The organism is Demequina ureilytica (assembly GCF_048553575.1).
Taxonomy (GTDB): domain Bacteria; phylum Actinomycetota; class Actinomycetes; order Actinomycetales; family Demequinaceae; genus Demequina.
This window is the reverse complement of the sequence record NZ_JBLZIE010000002.1, coordinates 26,883-40,319: the sequence shown is the minus strand read 5'-3', so window position 1 is coordinate 40,319 and position 13,437 is coordinate 26,883. Positions and strand designations below refer to the sequence as shown.

Here is a 13,437-nt window from a genome sequence, read left to right as displayed (position 1 = left end):
GCCTGCGCTGGCTGGAATCGACAGTCAGGCTGCGATCAACAGCACGTGGCGATGCCGCCACAGCAACACATTCGCATCGTGCGAGCGGGGTGAGCCGTCGTCGAGCGGAATGGGTGCGTGAAGAGCATGCTGAGATTCAACCACAGCGTCGCCGGTTCTCAGAATCGCCCTGGAACAGGCGGTGCGGCCATGCCGTCGCTCACCGGCGTGCTCAGGAGCAACCGTCTTCGCAGTCGCAGGACTCCTGGCCGTGCAGGAGCGCGCCCGAGGTGGTGGCGCACGCGTCGCCCTTCCAGGCCTCGAGACCCTCGCGCACCGCGAAGCCGGCGATGAACAGCGCCGCGAGCGGATCCGCCCACCACCAGCCCAGGAGCGCGTTGAGGGTGAGCCCCACGAGCAGCGCGGCGGACAGGTACGAGCAGATGATGAGCTGACGCGCATCGGCGACCGCGGTCGCGGACCCGAGCTCGCGACCGGTACGGCGCTCGAACCATGCCGCCGTGGGCATGATGGTGAGTGAGACCGCTGCGAGCACGATGCCGACGTTCGAGTGCTCGGGCACGTCGCCCGCGATCAGCGCGAGGCTGGCGTCGACGGTCACCACCAGGGCGAGCGCGAAGAACGCTCCCGCGATCAGTTTCAGGGTGATGCGCTCGCGCTGCTTAGGGTCGGGCGCGGTGAACTGCCAGGCCACGAAGGCGGCAGAGGCGACCTCCACGACGGAGTCGAGGCCGAAGCCGATGAGCGCGCTCGAGGAGGCCGCGGCGCCGGCGGCGATCGCGATGATCGCCTCGGCCACGTTGTAGGCGATGGTGAGCGCGACGATGATGCGGATGCGCTTGCGCAGCGTCGCGGCACGGGCGCCGGTGAGGATGGCGGTCGACATCAGCAGGTGCACCCCGTCTCGCTGTCGCAGCAGGTGGGATCGAGCGAGTACGTCAGCGCGAGCATCGCCTCCAGCGCGGAGGCCAGCGCGGGATCCGCAAGCGAGTAGTGCGCGTGGCGTCCCCGTCGCTCGGAGGTCACGAGGCCGCAGCCGCGCAGGCAGGTCAGGTGGTTCGACATTGACTGGCGGCTCACTCCGAGCTCGGCGGCCAGGTCCGCGGGGCAGTGGCTGCCGTGCCGCAGCGCGAGGACGATCCCGGCCCGCGTGGGGTCCGACAGTGCGTGGCCCACGTGTGCAACGGCCCGGGTGTGGGCAGGTGCTGCGCAGGCAATGTGATCGCGGGGCTCGGCGGTCACGTCGAGCGTGGTCTCGCCAGAGGCCGTCTCGTCGAGGGCTGTGGTCATGCAGACGATATTAGTACACGAAGCGATGTACTGTCGAACGATGGCTGACTGGAGCAGTGGTGGCCAAACGGCGCAGTGGCGGTAGCCTGGTGGCCGCGCGCAGGCGCCTGGGAACGTGAACCGGGCCCGCGCATCGGCCGTCCGACCAGAAAGCGAGACCATGCCCCACTCCCGTCACCTCGAGCTCCTCCCCGCCGTCGACGTCGCGGACGGGCAGGCCGTCCGCCTCACGCAGGGCGAGGCCGGCACCGAGACCGGCTACGGCGATCCGCTGAGCGCGGCGCAGGACTGGGTGAACGGCGGCGCCGAGTGGATTCACCTCGTGGACCTGGACGCCGCCTTCGGGCGCGGCTCCAACGCTGAGCTGCTTGAGCGCGTGGTGAAGTCGGTCGACATCAAGGTGGAGATGAGCGGCGGCATCCGCGACGACGAGTCTCTCGAGCGGGCGCTCGCGACCGGCTGTGCCCGTGTCAACATCGGCACCGCGGCGCTCGAGAACCCCGAGTGGACCGCCGCCGCGATCGCCAAGCACGGCGACCGGGTCGCGGTGGGCCTCGACGTGCGCGGCACCACGCTGGCCGGTCGCGGCTGGACCCGCGACGGCGGCGACCTGTGGGACGTGCTCGCGCGCCTGGACCGCGAGGGCTGCAGCCGCTACGTCGTGACCGACGTCAAGAAGGACGGCATGCTGTCCGGACCCAACACGCAGCTGCTCATGGACGTGTGCGAGGCGACCGACGCACCGGTGGTGGCCTCCGGCGGGATCAGCTCTCTCGAGGACATCGCCGCGCTGCGCGCCATCGTCGACCGGGGCGTCGAGGGCGCGATCGTGGGCAAGGCGCTGTACAACGGCAACTTCACGCTGCCGCAGGCGCTCGACGTCGCCGGTCGCCCGTAGCGCCATCCCGAGCGCGTCGGGGCTCGCGCGTAGCATCGTGACCATGAGCGACACCGGTGGCGCGAACGGCGCGGAACCCTTCAAGGAGATCCCCGAGTCCGTCTTCTCCGACGACGACGGCAGTGCCGATGCCCGGCTGGCGCAGGCGCTGATCCGCTACTCCCACGGCAAGACCACGCTCGGAGAGGTGGTGGACGCGCTGGCCTACGCGCGCGTGCTGATCCCCGTCCTGTCCTCGGGCGAGCGGCGCGTGATGGGCGAGCACGGCGTGGAGAAGGACGAGGTCGCCTCCACTGGCGTGGTAGCGGTGCAGATGCCCGATGGTCGCGCGGCGCTGCCGGTGTTCACGGACGTGGATGCGGTCAAGGCGTGGAACGACAAGGCGCGCCCCATCCCCGCAGAGGGCCCCCGCGCGGCGCTGGCCGCGATCGCGGAGAGCTGGGCGAGCCTCGTGATCAACCCCGGCATGGAGACTGTCGTGATCCCGCGACCTGCGGTGTGGGCGCTCGGTCAAGGTCTGGACTGGCGGCCCGCCGTCGTCGACGGCCAGGTGGCCGAGGACGTCCGGGACGCCGTGACATCCGCCGTGAGCACGGACTCAGCGCTCACCTCGGTAGAGGCGGTCGCAGGCTCGGGCGCGGAGATCACGGTGGTGCTGAGGCTCGCGCCGGGGCTCACGCAGCCCGAGGTGGATGACCTCGTCGCGCGGGTGCAGCGAGAGCTCGCGCACTCCGACGTGGTCGCGCAGCGCGTCGACAGCCTTGAGCTGAAACTCGCCACTGCCTCGTAGAAATCGGCCCTCGTAGTCTGGCCTAGCAGTCTGCCTCGTTCGGGACCTGCAGCGACGGATCGTCGATGAAGTCCCGCAGGGACTCAAGTGACACCACGATGGTGGTCTGCTCCTCGTCGGACGCGAACACCACGCCGACTACCGCGCCCGTCGCGTCCACCGTGGGTGAGCCCGAGTTGCCTTGCTTTGTGCTCGCGGCGATCGCGTACGCGCCGTCGGTCTCGACCCCGCTGTTCTCGGGGACGGTGCCAGCGTAGGTGCCGGGAGTTGTGGTGAGCTGCCCCGCCTCGGGGTACCCGACCACGAAGACGGGCTCGCCGGTCGACGGCTCGGTGGTCGCCAGCTGCGCCGCCTCGGGGAAGGTTCCGTCGATGTCCACGAGGGCGAGGTCGACGTCCTCCGACAGCACCGACGAGGTCGCCGTGTACCGCTCGCCGTTGTAGCTGGCGAGCTCGATGTCGACGGCTCCCTCGACCACGTGACGATTGGTGACCACGGTGTTCTCATCCAGCACCCAGGCGGAGCCGTTGCGGTACTCGTCGCAGGATTCGACCGTCACGCGCATCGCCACGCGCTCGACGATGGTGAAACCGTCGTCCCCGAGCGGGATGCCCGGCTCGGCGGAGGGGGCGGCGGCCTCGGGGATGTACGTGCTGGGCAGCGGCGGCGGAGCCGTGGGGAGGGCGGAGCAGCCGGACAGGGCGAAGAGCGCGACTGCGCCAGCCGCTGCCACTCGGGTCGCCGCGGGGACGGTCATTCGTTCTCGTCCAGGTACGCGTCCCAGGACTCCTCGACCTCGGCGCAGAACGTGTCGATGTCGCTCTCCGCCTGGCGCAGGCTCTCCGCCGTGTACTGGGAGGAGTTCTTGAGGTAGCCGATCAGCTCGGCGCGCTCGTTCGCACAGGTCTGCGTCTGCTCGATGATGCGGGTGGCGACCCGCAGTCCGTCGCTGGCATTCGCGTCGCCGTCGGCGAGTTCCGTGATGGTGCTGGTGGCCTCGGCCAGCTGCGCCTGGGTCTCGGCCAGCGCCGCGGCATTCGCCTCCGCGTCGGCACGGGCCGTCGCGAGCTCCTCGCCAAGAGTCAGCGCCTCGGCGCGCAGCTCATCGTTCTGGTCGACCCACTGATCATGGGTGATCCACAGGTAGCCGCTGAGCGCTGCGAGGGCCGCGACCACGGCGGCTGCGAACGTCCACGAGATGCCCTTGAGGATGCGCCGCCCCCGGCTGGCGCGCTGCGGAGAGTCGTGCCGGGCCTCCGGGCGGGCCTGGACGCCATCGTCGTCGACCGGGTCGAACCCTTGCGCTTCGCTCACGGTGCGTTCTCCTCCACTAGCGACCGGCGCGCGGCCGGGGTATTGGCGCGGCTGCGCTCAGCTGCAGTCGACCCGCTCGGGCACCAGCAGCGCGGGCTGGGCGAGCAGGGTGTTGAGCACCGAGACGGGGACGATGAAACTCTGGTTCGAGTCGTTCTTCGCGTAGACCACACCCACCACGTCACCGGCGTCGTTCAGCACCGGCGAGCCCGAGGATCCCGGCTGCACCACCGCGGTGGTCGCGAGCACGGTGTCCACCGCAGAGCCCAGCGGGTCTTGCACCGGGCCGAGCACAACTCCGGAGACCGTAGTCAGCTTGCCGCCATTCGGGTATCCCACCACGGTGATGACGTCGCCCTCTCCGGGATCCTCCTCAGCGCGCGCGGCGAAGGCACCTCCCAGCGACTCGGTGGTGGTGATGATTGCGATGTCGGCCACGGTGGTGCTGGACGCAGCGGTCGCCTCGATGATCCGTCCGTCATGAGTCGACACCTCAAGAGTCTCCGAGTCGTCGATCACGTGACGGTTCGTCACCAGGGTGAAGGCGTCGAGGGCGAACCCCGTGCCGGTGTTGACGCGACCCGCGCAGGTGATATTGCGCATGCGCAACGTCATGCGCTGCGCGGCGGAGAAGCCATCCGGGGACAGGCCCACCGTCGAGGCCATGGGGGTGGCGCTCGGCGACGGCACCCAGTCCGAGGGCATCGGCGCGGGAGGATGGGGCAGCGCGGCGCAGCCGGTCAGGGCGAGGGCCGATGCGGCCGCGAGGGCGGCGGTGCGCCGGACGGCGCCTCGGGCCCGGCGGACGGGAGCGGTGCGCGACGTCATTCGCTGAGCGCGTCCTGCAGGCGGTCGTTCGCGGCCTCCGCCTCGTCGCACAGCGCTCGGACGCTCTCGGAGAAGTCCGCTAGTTCCTCGGGCTCGTAGCTCTCCGCATCGCGCAGGTAGGTCACGAGCTCCTGCTGCCCATCCACGCAACGGTGCAGCGCGTTCGCCACGCCCGTCGCGCTGGACACGTTGCCCTCGAGCGCGTCGATCTGCTGCAGGTAGAACGCGGACTCGTCGACGGCGTTGGCCTTCTCGGAGCTGAGGTCGGTGACCTTCTGATTGGACGTGGCGAGCTGCTGTGTGAGCAGATCGATCTCGGAGGACAGCTGCATGGTGGTCTGCTGCTCGCTGGACAGGCGCTCGCCGAGGTCGTAGTTCGCCTCGGTGAGCATCCCCGCGCGGGCCTCCCACTCCTCGGTGGTGTTCCACAGGTACCAGTCGAGGGCCGCCGCGCCGCCGAACAGCAGCGCGAAGACCACGGTCGCCGCGATCCACCCGCGCCGACCGCGCACGCGCTGAGGAGTCGGGTCGTCGAGGTCGTAGTCGTAGGGCGCACGGGCACGGGGGCCGTCGGAGCGCCGGTGTCGTGCGGCTGCACGGTCCTCCCGGGCCAGGTCGGAGCGCCTGCGCCCGCGGCCGCCAGGGGCCTCCGGAACGATGATGGGAGTGGTCGCGGGGTCGTCGACCTCATCGAGTTCCGACGCATCGGACTCATCGTCGCCCTCAGGCGTGCCATCGTCGTCGTAGCCGGCGCGCGGATCCTGACTCGCACGGTCGTCCGGAGTCGCGGCCGATGCGGCAGCCGGTTCCTCGTGCGTCGCGGGCGGCTCGGCGGCGGGTTCGGTCACGGACTCGTCGTCGACGGCAGGCCCAGCGCCCGCGCCGTCGCTCCTGCGACGCGCGTGCTCGTAGTCCGCGGTGTCCGTGCTCATGGCCTAGGTGACTGCCCCCGTGTACTTCTCGCCCGGGCCCTCGCCGGGTGCGTCCGGGATGGCCGAGGCCTCCCGAAAGGCCAACTGTACGCTTCGCAGCCCGTCTCTCAGCGCGCGCGCGTGGGTGTTGCCGAGGTCGGGTGCGGAGGCCGTGATGAGCCCGGCGAGGGCCTCGATCAGCTTGCGCGCCTCATCCAGGTCTTGGTGCTCCTCGCCGTCCTCGGCCAGTCCGCAGCGTAGGGCCGCCGCGCTCATGAGGTGAACGCCTACAGTGGTGATGAGTTCCACGGCGCTCACATCCGCCATGTCCCTCGCGGCCGATGACACGCCGAGCGCCTCGGGGTCGGGCAGGGGAAGTTTCTCGCTCATGATGCTATCCTTGGGGTTCAGACCGGCTGGGGATCGCTCCCTGGCGCACAAGTGGAGTCCACCTCCCACCCTAGGGCCAAAGTTTTGGGCCGGGGTTCGGTTGCGGGGATCGCAGCGCATAGCGCTGATTGATCGTCGTTGACTCGGTGGCCTCTGCTCGTGTTCGAGCAGGGGCCTTTTTCTTTGCCCGGCGGCAGCAGACTCGACAGAAGGAGCCACCCATCAACGAGCCCCGTATCAATGAGCGCATCCGCGTTCCTGAGGTCCGTCTCGTCGGACCAAACGGTGAGCAGGTCGGAATCGTCCGCATTGAGGACGCGACCCGCCTCGCGCAGGAGTCGGACCTCGACCTCGTCGAGGTGGCGCCCAACTCGCGCCCGCCCGTCGTCAAGCTCATGGACTACGGCAAGTTCAAGTATGAGGCGGCGGTCAAGGCTCGCGAGTCGCGGCGCAACCAGGCGAACACTGAGGTCAAGGAGATGCGGTTCCGTCTCAAGATCGACGAGCACGACTACGAGACCAAGAAAGGCCACGTCATCCGCTTCCTCAAGGGCGGCGACAAGGTCAAGGTCACCATCATGTTCCGTGGTCGTGAGCAGTCGCGCCCCGAGATGGGTCGGCGTCTGCTGCTCAAGCTTGCAGACGAACTGCAGGACCTCAGCATCGTCGAGAACATGCCGTCCCAGGAGGGACGCAACATGTCGCTCGTGCTTGGACCGCTGAAGAAGAAGGCCGAGGCCATGGAGGAGCAGCGCAAGGCTCGCGAGGAACGCAAGGCCGCCACCCAGGCGGAGCGCGCCGAGCGTGTGGCTGCCAAGGCCGACCACTCTGACACGACCGAGACGACCGAAGAGCCCGCGAAGCCGGAGAAGGCTCCGAAGTCCGAGAAGGCAGCGAAGCCCAAGAAGCCTAAGAAGGCAGGCAAGGCCGAGGAGCTCGATGCGGCCGTTGTCGCCGATCAAGATGTGACCGAGACGTCCGGCGAGTAGCCCGGGAACTACACGTTCGCCCCGCGAGGGGTGAACACCTCAGCAAGAGTCAAGGAAGAGCAATCATGAGCCCTAAGAACAAGACCCACTCGGGCGCCAAGAAGCGCTTCAAGCTCACCGGCACCGGCAAGGTGAAGCACGCGCACGCCATGAACGTCCACAAGTTCGAGGAGAAGACGTCGTCGCGCAAGCGCCGCGTCGCCATCCCCGCCATCCTGTCGGACGCGGATTCGAAGAAGATCAAGAAGCTGCTGGGCAAGTAACCGCCCGAGAATCAAGGAGTAAACACATGGCACGCGTTAAGCGGGCGGTCAACGCCCAGAAGAAGCGCCGCACTACCCTCGAGAGGGCCCAGGGATACCGGGGCCAGCGCTCGCGCCTTTACCGTAAGGCGAAGGAGCAGGTCACCCACTCGATGGTCTACAGCTACAACGACCGTCGCAAGCGCAAGGGCGACTTTCGCAAGCTGTGGATCCAGCGCATCAATGCCGCGGCTCGCGCCAACGGCATGACCTACAACCGCCTCATCCAGGGCCTTAAGGCCGCTGAGATCGAGGTCGACCGCCGCATGCTCGCTGAGCTCGCGGTGAGCGACGAGGCTGCCTTCGCCGCCCTTGTGGAGACCGCCAAGAAGGCGCTCCCCGAGGACGTGAACGCACCCGTCGCGTAAGCGCTGAACACATGACAGGACGCCCCGACAGCCCCGACCAGCTGAACCTGACGCTCGACAATCCTCGAGCCGAACGGATCAAGAAGGTCGCGGCGCTGACGGGGCGTTCTGCGCGTTCCAGGGCCGGTGCGCTGTTGGTCGAGGGCCCGCAGTCGGTCCGCGAGGCTGTGCGCTTTGCCCCCGACCGCGTGCGGGACCTGTACGTGAGCACCGAGGCGCTCGCCCGCCACCGTGACATCGTCGCCGCAGCTCTGGACGCTGGTCGCTGGGTGCACCTGGGCACTGGCGAGGTGCTGGATGCCATGAGCCGCGATGCTCAGGGCATTCTTGCCGTCGTGGACGAGACGGGCGTGTCGCTCGACGACGTGCTCGCGGGCTCGCCGCGACTGGTCGCGGTCCTCAGCAACGTGCGCGACCCGGGCAACGCCGGCACCGTCATCCGTGCGGCCGATGCGGCCGGGGCGGATGCGGTGATCCTCGCGGGGGAGTGCGTGGACCCCTCGAACCCCAAGGTCGTGCGGAGCTCCGCCGGCAGCCTGTTCCACCTGCCCGTGGTGCGCGCGCTGCCCCTGGTCGACGCCGTCGCAGAGCTGCAGGGTGCCGGACTTCGCGTGCTCGCGGCCGACGGGTCTGGCACGGTCACCCTCGGGGAGCCAGGTGCCGATCCGCAAGCGCTCGCGACGCCTACCGCGTGGGTGCTGGGCAATGAGGCATGGGGCCTCAGCGCCGACGAGCGCGGCCTCGCTGACGAGGTGGTGCGCATCCCCATCTACGGCCGCGCTGAGAGCCTCAACCTGGCCACCGCAGCCTCGGTGTGCCTATATGCATCGGCCACAGCCCAGCGCCTTCAGTGAGCAAGGTCACACCGGAAAACACCTGAGGTAGCAGGCAATCTCCGTACCCTTGAGGGATGTCACGATGGCTTCCTGACGCGTCTTTGACGCGCTCGCGCGCGTATACGCTCGCGATCGCCACGATTGCCACGATTCTGGTGCTGCAGATGCTCACGACGGTCGTTGGAGGCGTCATCGCTGGCCGGCAGTACGAGCAAGTGTCGGTCGACACGTTCGAATATGTGGGCGATCTGACCGCCGAACGCGTCTCCCGCTTTGCGGAGGCCGGCAGCGACGTCGCAGAGGGCACTGCCAACGAGCTCGAGTTGCTGGGAGCGGGGATGGACCGCGACATCCTGGAGGAGTCGTTGCACCGCCGGATCGAGCGAGAGATCGGTGTGCGTGCCATCTACGTGGGCTGGCAAGACGGGGAGTTCATGGTCCTGCGCCGGAACGGCGACGACTTTGTCTCGCAGCGCGGCGGCGGAGACGCGGGAGCCCAGGTCACGACGCGAACCTTCGATGCGGAGTTCACTCTGATGTCACGCGAGGTGGAGCCGTCGGACTACGGCCCCCGCACGCGGCCGTGGTTCATGACCGGAACGGCCACAGGGATGACGCGGTGGACGCAGCCATACACGGACTACCTCGACGGCGGCACGCTGGTCTCGGCGGCGCATGCGGCGCGGCGAGCGAGTGAACGCGGTGACTCCGTCATGGTGACGGTCCTGGACCTCGACGATTTCAAGGACCGGAGAGACAGGTTCGGTCACGCAGTGGGCGACGAGGCCCTCCGTGCGGTGGCGGCCGGGCTCACGGGCTCGGCGCGTGCCGGTGATCTGGCGGCGCGGACGGGTGGCGACGAGTTCGTCACGCTCCACGTGCTGCGGTCAGAGGACAACCCGCTCCACGTTGTTCAGCGGGTTCGGGATGCCGTCGAGCGCGAGATCTACACTCGCGTCGCCGACGCCGAGGGGGTGGGTGTCACGGCCGGTTACGCCACTGCAGGCATTGGCCTGAATGATATTGACACGCTGGTGGTCCACGCCGATCGTGCCCTCGTGGCGGGCAAGACGAAGGCGAAGGGCCCCGTCTACGGCTCGGGCGACGCCACCACCGACGTGGACAGGCGCCGTGATACGCTCCACGCCGAGCGCCGCGAGGCGTCTGATGACTCCTCTCGCTGAGCGCCTACGGCGGCGCGCCAAGGACGGGTCGCTTACCCGGTCGCGCGCCTACACGTTCGCCGTCGCCTCGGTAGCAGGGATCATCGTGCTGCAGATGCTCACGAGTTTCGCCGGAATGGTCATCGCGGGCAAGCAGCTCGAGCAAGTGTCGATTGACACCTTCGAGTACGTGGGAGAGCTCACGGTCGAGCGCGTGTCCCGATTCACGGAGGCGGCTCGCTACGTGACGGAGGCCACCGCGAGCGAGCTGGTGCTGGTAGGCACCGATGTCGACCGGGGGGAACTGGAGAGGTCCCTCTTCCAGCGACTCTCATCCGCGAACGCGGTACGCGCCGTCTACGTGGGTTGGTCTGATGGTGAGTTCATGGTCATGCGCCGTGAAGGGGACACCTTTCTATCGCAGCGCGGCGGCGGCCAGCATGGGCCGCAGGTCACCTCGCGGGTGTACGACCAGTCGTATTCGCTGGTGTCCAGCGAGGTCGTCGATTCCGATTACGACCCGCGCACCCGGCCGTGGTATCACACCGGGGTCGGGTCGACGACGAGGGAGCGCTGGAGTCCGCCGTTCGTGGACTACTTCGACGGGGCCACGCTCGTCTCCGCCACGCGTGCCGTGCGCGAGGAGGGCGAGGTGACGGCCGTCGTCGGAGCCGACCTCAACGTGAACGAGCTTGCCGGCGTCCTCGATAGCCTCCCGTATGGTGAGGGCGCCGAGGCGTTCGTGCTCACTCAGGATCTGCAGATCGTCGCGGCTCCAACCTCTTACGCGGACGACGTCGCTGCGTTGACCGGTGCGTCGGGGGAGGTCGCTCACGCCTCGGACATCGGGCTGAACGTCGATCCCGAGCCCGTGGGACCGATGACGGAGCGCTTTGGCCGCGACTTCGACCTGGTGATCCTCGATCGCGGCTTCCCCGTCGCACAGACCATCCCGTGGCGACTGCACGTGCGCGCATCCGACCAGGAGCTCTCGGCCGGGCTAGGCACCTTGGGATCGATGGTGTTGTGGTTCAACGTGGTCTCGTTGGGGATGGTGCTGATCGCCGCCATCGTGCTGTGGCGAGTGAGGCACCCGCTGAGCCGCATGCGTGAGCGTGCGATGACGGACGGTCTGACCGGACTGCTCAACCGGCACGAGTTCTACCGTCGAGCGCGGCTGCTGCTGCGGCGAGCCACGGAGCACGGAGACGTGGTGATGGTGACTGTCTTGGACCTCGACCATTTCAAGGATCTCAACGACAGGTTGGGTCACTTGGTAGGGGACCAGGCGCTCAAGGCGGTGGCGACGGCGCTGATGGGCTCTGCTCGCGCGGGGGATCTCTCGGCGAGGACAGGCGGCGACGAGTTCTCGATGCTCCACGTGCTGCGCCCGGACGACAACCCGCTGCACGTGGCGCAGCGCATCCGGGACGCGGTCGAGCGCGAGGTTCGCATCTGCATCGCTGACGCCGGCGGCGTGGGGGTCACCGCCGGCTACACGACTGCCACTGCGGGCGTCGAGGATCTTGACATGCTGGTGGCCCACGCCGACCACGCGCTCGTCATGGGAAAGCGCGCGAAGAAGGGCCGCGTGTACTCCTCGGAGGATGTCGCCGAGCGGCGTCGATAGAGCACTGCGCCAGCGGCGGCGACCGGAAAAGATGCCCCTGCAACACGCCGGGTGAAAGAAATCACTCGCAGGGCTCGTGCCAGGACCCTTCGACTCTCTAGAGTCTTTCCTGTGTCGTCACGTACCCGCATCCCGCGCCAGCTCGGCGCGCGCGGCTACACGATCGCCTCCAGCCTCATCGCCGTGGCGGTGCTGGTACAGCTCGCCGTCATCGTCGTCGCGTCCACATTCGCGAGCCAGCAGGTGGACGAGGCGGCCGCGGACACGTACGAGTATGTGGGGGATCTCACCGTCGAGAGCGTGGCGCGCTACGCCGCCTCCGGTCGCGACATGGTCGACGACACTGCGCTGTCGCTCGAGTACTCGGGAGAGCTCGACCGCGCGGACCTGACGGCAGCGATGGCCAAGCGGCTCGCGCGTACTGACAATGTGCGGACGCTGTACGTGGGGTGGCCCGACGGCCGGTTCCTCGCGCTGAGCCGCAACGACGATGGCTATCACTCGCAGTGGATCGCCGCGGGCAGCGGCGAGGAGTCCGTGACCCACTACGACCAGGACATGGCTGTCATCTCCGAGACGAGTACGCCCAGCGACTACGACGCTGCGTCGCGGCCATGGTTCGTCGCCGCCGGGGACGCCGATGAAGGAGTGTGGTCCGAGCCCTACCTGGATTACGGCAACCCCACCACCCTGGTCTCACCCGCCGCCGCCGTGCGAGTCGACGGAGAGCTGATCGCCGTGGTGGGCGCGGACCTCAACCTGCAGGTGCTGCGGTCCATCCTCGACGACCTGCCGTACGGTGACGGCGCCGAGGCGTTCGTGCTCACCAGGTCCCTGCAGGTCGTGGGCGCGCCCGAGCGCTACACCGCGCGACTCGAGGCGCTGGCGGAGGAGTCCGGAAGGGTGCCGACGGCGGCCGACCTGGGCGTCGTCGTGGATTCCAGCACGTTGGAGCCCGGGGAGTCGGCACGCTCGGACAGCGACAACCGCATGGTGCTGGACCGATCGCTGCCGCCCACGGAATCAGTGGACTGGCAGGTGCACCTGACGGCGGACGCATCACAGCTGTCTACGGGGTTGGGTAACGTCGGCGCCGCGCTGTGGTGGGTATCGGGGCTGTCGCTGGCGGCCAGCGGCATCGCCGCCGTCGTGGCGTGGAACGTCAGCCACTCGGTGGGCCGGATGAGGGTACGCGCCAGCACCGACCAGCTGACGGGACTGGCCAACCGTCACGAGTACGAGCGCGCGGGCAAGAGCATGCTGCTGCAGGCCTCGGTGCGCGGTCATCGCGTGCTGGCCGTCGTGCTGGACCTCGACGGTTTCAAGGCTCTCAACGACGAGCTGGGGCACGATGTCGGCGACGCTGCGCTCGCGGCCACAGGGGAGGCTCTCCGGGCCAGCGTGCGCGGTGACGACGTGGCCGCCCGCCTGGGCGGGGACGAGTTCGTGGTGCTGCAACGACTCGATCCGCGCGACGACCCGCACACCATCGTGGAGCGCATTCGCCTCAACGTCGCTGGCCGGCTCGAGTGGCTCCCTATCGAGGGATCTGCTGTCGGGGTGACCGCCGGCTACGCACTGAGCGAGCCCGGCATCGACCTCCGCGAGCTGGTGATGCGCGCCGATGCCGCGCTGGTCGAGGGCAAGCGCGTAAAGAAGGGGATGGTGCACCGCGCCTGAACCACCGCATCGGCCTCGCGCAAGAACGGCCCACCGTCGCAAGCCCCC

The 13,437-nt window shown here is 68.7% G+C and carries 16 protein-coding genes; 9 read left to right on the top strand and 7 right to left on the bottom strand.

Annotation, left to right across the window (positions count from 1 at the left end):
- Positions 1 to 211: 211 nt before the first annotated feature.
- Positions 212 to 886, bottom strand: a complete 675-nt coding sequence (locus ACNI3K_RS06945; protein WP_419391623.1) for a cation efflux transmembrane domain-containing protein — start codon at positions 884 to 886, stop codon at positions 212 to 214.
- On the bottom strand, positions 886 to 1,290 hold the full coding sequence (locus ACNI3K_RS06940) for an ArsR/SmtB family transcription factor (protein ID WP_419391157.1): 405 nt from the start codon (positions 1,288 to 1,290) through the stop codon (positions 886 to 888). Before ACNI3K_RS06940 ends, ACNI3K_RS06945 begins: the two co-directional genes overlap by 1 nt.
- A 160-nt stretch (positions 1,291 to 1,450) precedes the next feature.
- Between ACNI3K_RS06940 and priA the strand changes: the two genes are divergently transcribed.
- A complete protein-coding gene (gene priA / locus ACNI3K_RS06935) occupies positions 1,451 to 2,188 on the top strand; it encodes a bifunctional 1-(5-phosphoribosyl)-5-((5-phosphoribosylamino)methylideneamino)imidazole-4-carboxamide isomerase/phosphoribosylanthranilate isomerase PriA (RefSeq protein WP_419391156.1) in 738 nt (245 codons plus the stop codon).
- Between the two features lie 43 nt (positions 2,189 to 2,231).
- Entirely contained in the window at positions 2,232 to 2,978 is a 747-nt protein-coding gene (locus ACNI3K_RS06930; RefSeq protein ID WP_419391155.1) for an SseB family protein, read from the top strand.
- Positions 2,979 to 3,000: 22 nt separating this feature from the next.
- On the opposite strand, the gene ACNI3K_RS06925 is transcribed toward ACNI3K_RS06930, so the two are convergent.
- From ACNI3K_RS06925 to ACNI3K_RS06905, 5 genes are read right to left on the bottom strand one after another with little or no spacing between them, the layout of a single operon-like run.
- Entirely contained in the window at positions 3,001 to 3,735 is a 735-nt protein-coding gene (locus tag ACNI3K_RS06925) for a trypsin-like peptidase domain-containing protein (protein WP_419391154.1), read from the bottom strand.
- Positions 3,732 to 4,292, bottom strand: a complete 561-nt coding sequence (locus tag ACNI3K_RS06920; protein WP_419391153.1) for a hypothetical protein — start codon at positions 4,290 to 4,292, stop codon at positions 3,732 to 3,734. The genes ACNI3K_RS06925 and ACNI3K_RS06920 overlap by 4 nt, the downstream gene beginning before the upstream one ends.
- A 57-nt stretch (positions 4,293 to 4,349) precedes the next feature.
- Positions 4,350 to 5,120 carry a S1 family peptidase gene (locus ACNI3K_RS06915; RefSeq protein WP_419391152.1) on the bottom strand — a complete coding sequence of 257 codons (771 nt, stop codon included), beginning with the start codon at positions 5,118 to 5,120 and terminating at the stop codon, positions 4,350 to 4,352.
- Positions 5,117 to 6,052, bottom strand: coding sequence for a hypothetical protein (locus ACNI3K_RS06910; RefSeq protein ID WP_419391151.1), 936 nt, complete (start codon positions 6,050 to 6,052; stop codon positions 5,117 to 5,119). Before ACNI3K_RS06910 ends, ACNI3K_RS06915 begins: the two co-directional genes overlap by 4 nt.
- Before the next feature lie 3 nt (positions 6,053 to 6,055).
- Positions 6,056 to 6,421: a DUF1844 domain-containing protein gene (locus ACNI3K_RS06905; protein ID WP_419391150.1), complete on the bottom strand. Its 366-nt coding sequence runs from the start codon at positions 6,419 to 6,421 to the stop codon at positions 6,056 to 6,058.
- Between the two features lie 146 nt (positions 6,422 to 6,567).
- Here ACNI3K_RS06905 and infC point away from each other — a divergent pair, with 146 nt between their 5' ends.
- The 7 genes from infC (at position 6,568) to ACNI3K_RS06870 (ending at position 13,389) form a co-directional block, all read left to right on the top strand.
- On the top strand, positions 6,568 to 7,410 hold the full coding sequence (infC, locus tag ACNI3K_RS06900) for a translation initiation factor IF-3 (protein WP_419391149.1): 843 nt from the start codon (positions 6,568 to 6,570) through the stop codon (positions 7,408 to 7,410).
- A 65-nt stretch (positions 7,411 to 7,475) separates the two neighbouring features.
- On the top strand, positions 7,476 to 7,673 hold the full coding sequence (gene rpmI / locus ACNI3K_RS06895; protein ID WP_419391148.1) for a 50S ribosomal protein L35: 198 nt from the start codon (positions 7,476 to 7,478) through the stop codon (positions 7,671 to 7,673).
- Between the two features lie 26 nt (positions 7,674 to 7,699).
- Entirely contained in the window at positions 7,700 to 8,080 is a 381-nt protein-coding gene (gene rplT, locus ACNI3K_RS06890; RefSeq protein WP_419391147.1) for a 50S ribosomal protein L20, read from the top strand.
- A gap of 11 nt (positions 8,081 to 8,091) precedes the next feature.
- The gene (locus ACNI3K_RS06885) at positions 8,092 to 8,934 is read left to right on the top strand and encodes a TrmH family RNA methyltransferase (RefSeq protein WP_419391146.1); all 843 of its coding nucleotides are present in this window, start codon (positions 8,092 to 8,094) and stop codon (positions 8,932 to 8,934) included.
- A gap of 56 nt (positions 8,935 to 8,990) precedes the next feature.
- A complete protein-coding gene (locus tag ACNI3K_RS06880; RefSeq protein ID WP_419391145.1) occupies positions 8,991 to 10,100 on the top strand; it encodes a diguanylate cyclase in 1,110 nt (369 codons plus the stop codon).
- The gene (locus ACNI3K_RS06875; protein WP_419391144.1) at positions 10,084 to 11,709 is read left to right on the top strand and encodes a sensor domain-containing diguanylate cyclase; all 1,626 of its coding nucleotides are present in this window, start codon (positions 10,084 to 10,086) and stop codon (positions 11,707 to 11,709) included. The genes ACNI3K_RS06880 and ACNI3K_RS06875 overlap by 17 nt, the downstream gene beginning before the upstream one ends.
- Positions 11,710 to 11,820: 111 nt before the next feature.
- Positions 11,821 to 13,389 carry a diguanylate cyclase gene (locus ACNI3K_RS06870; protein ID WP_419391143.1) on the top strand — a complete coding sequence of 523 codons (1,569 nt, stop codon included), beginning with the start codon at positions 11,821 to 11,823 and terminating at the stop codon, positions 13,387 to 13,389.
- Positions 13,390 to 13,437 lie beyond the last annotated feature (48 nt).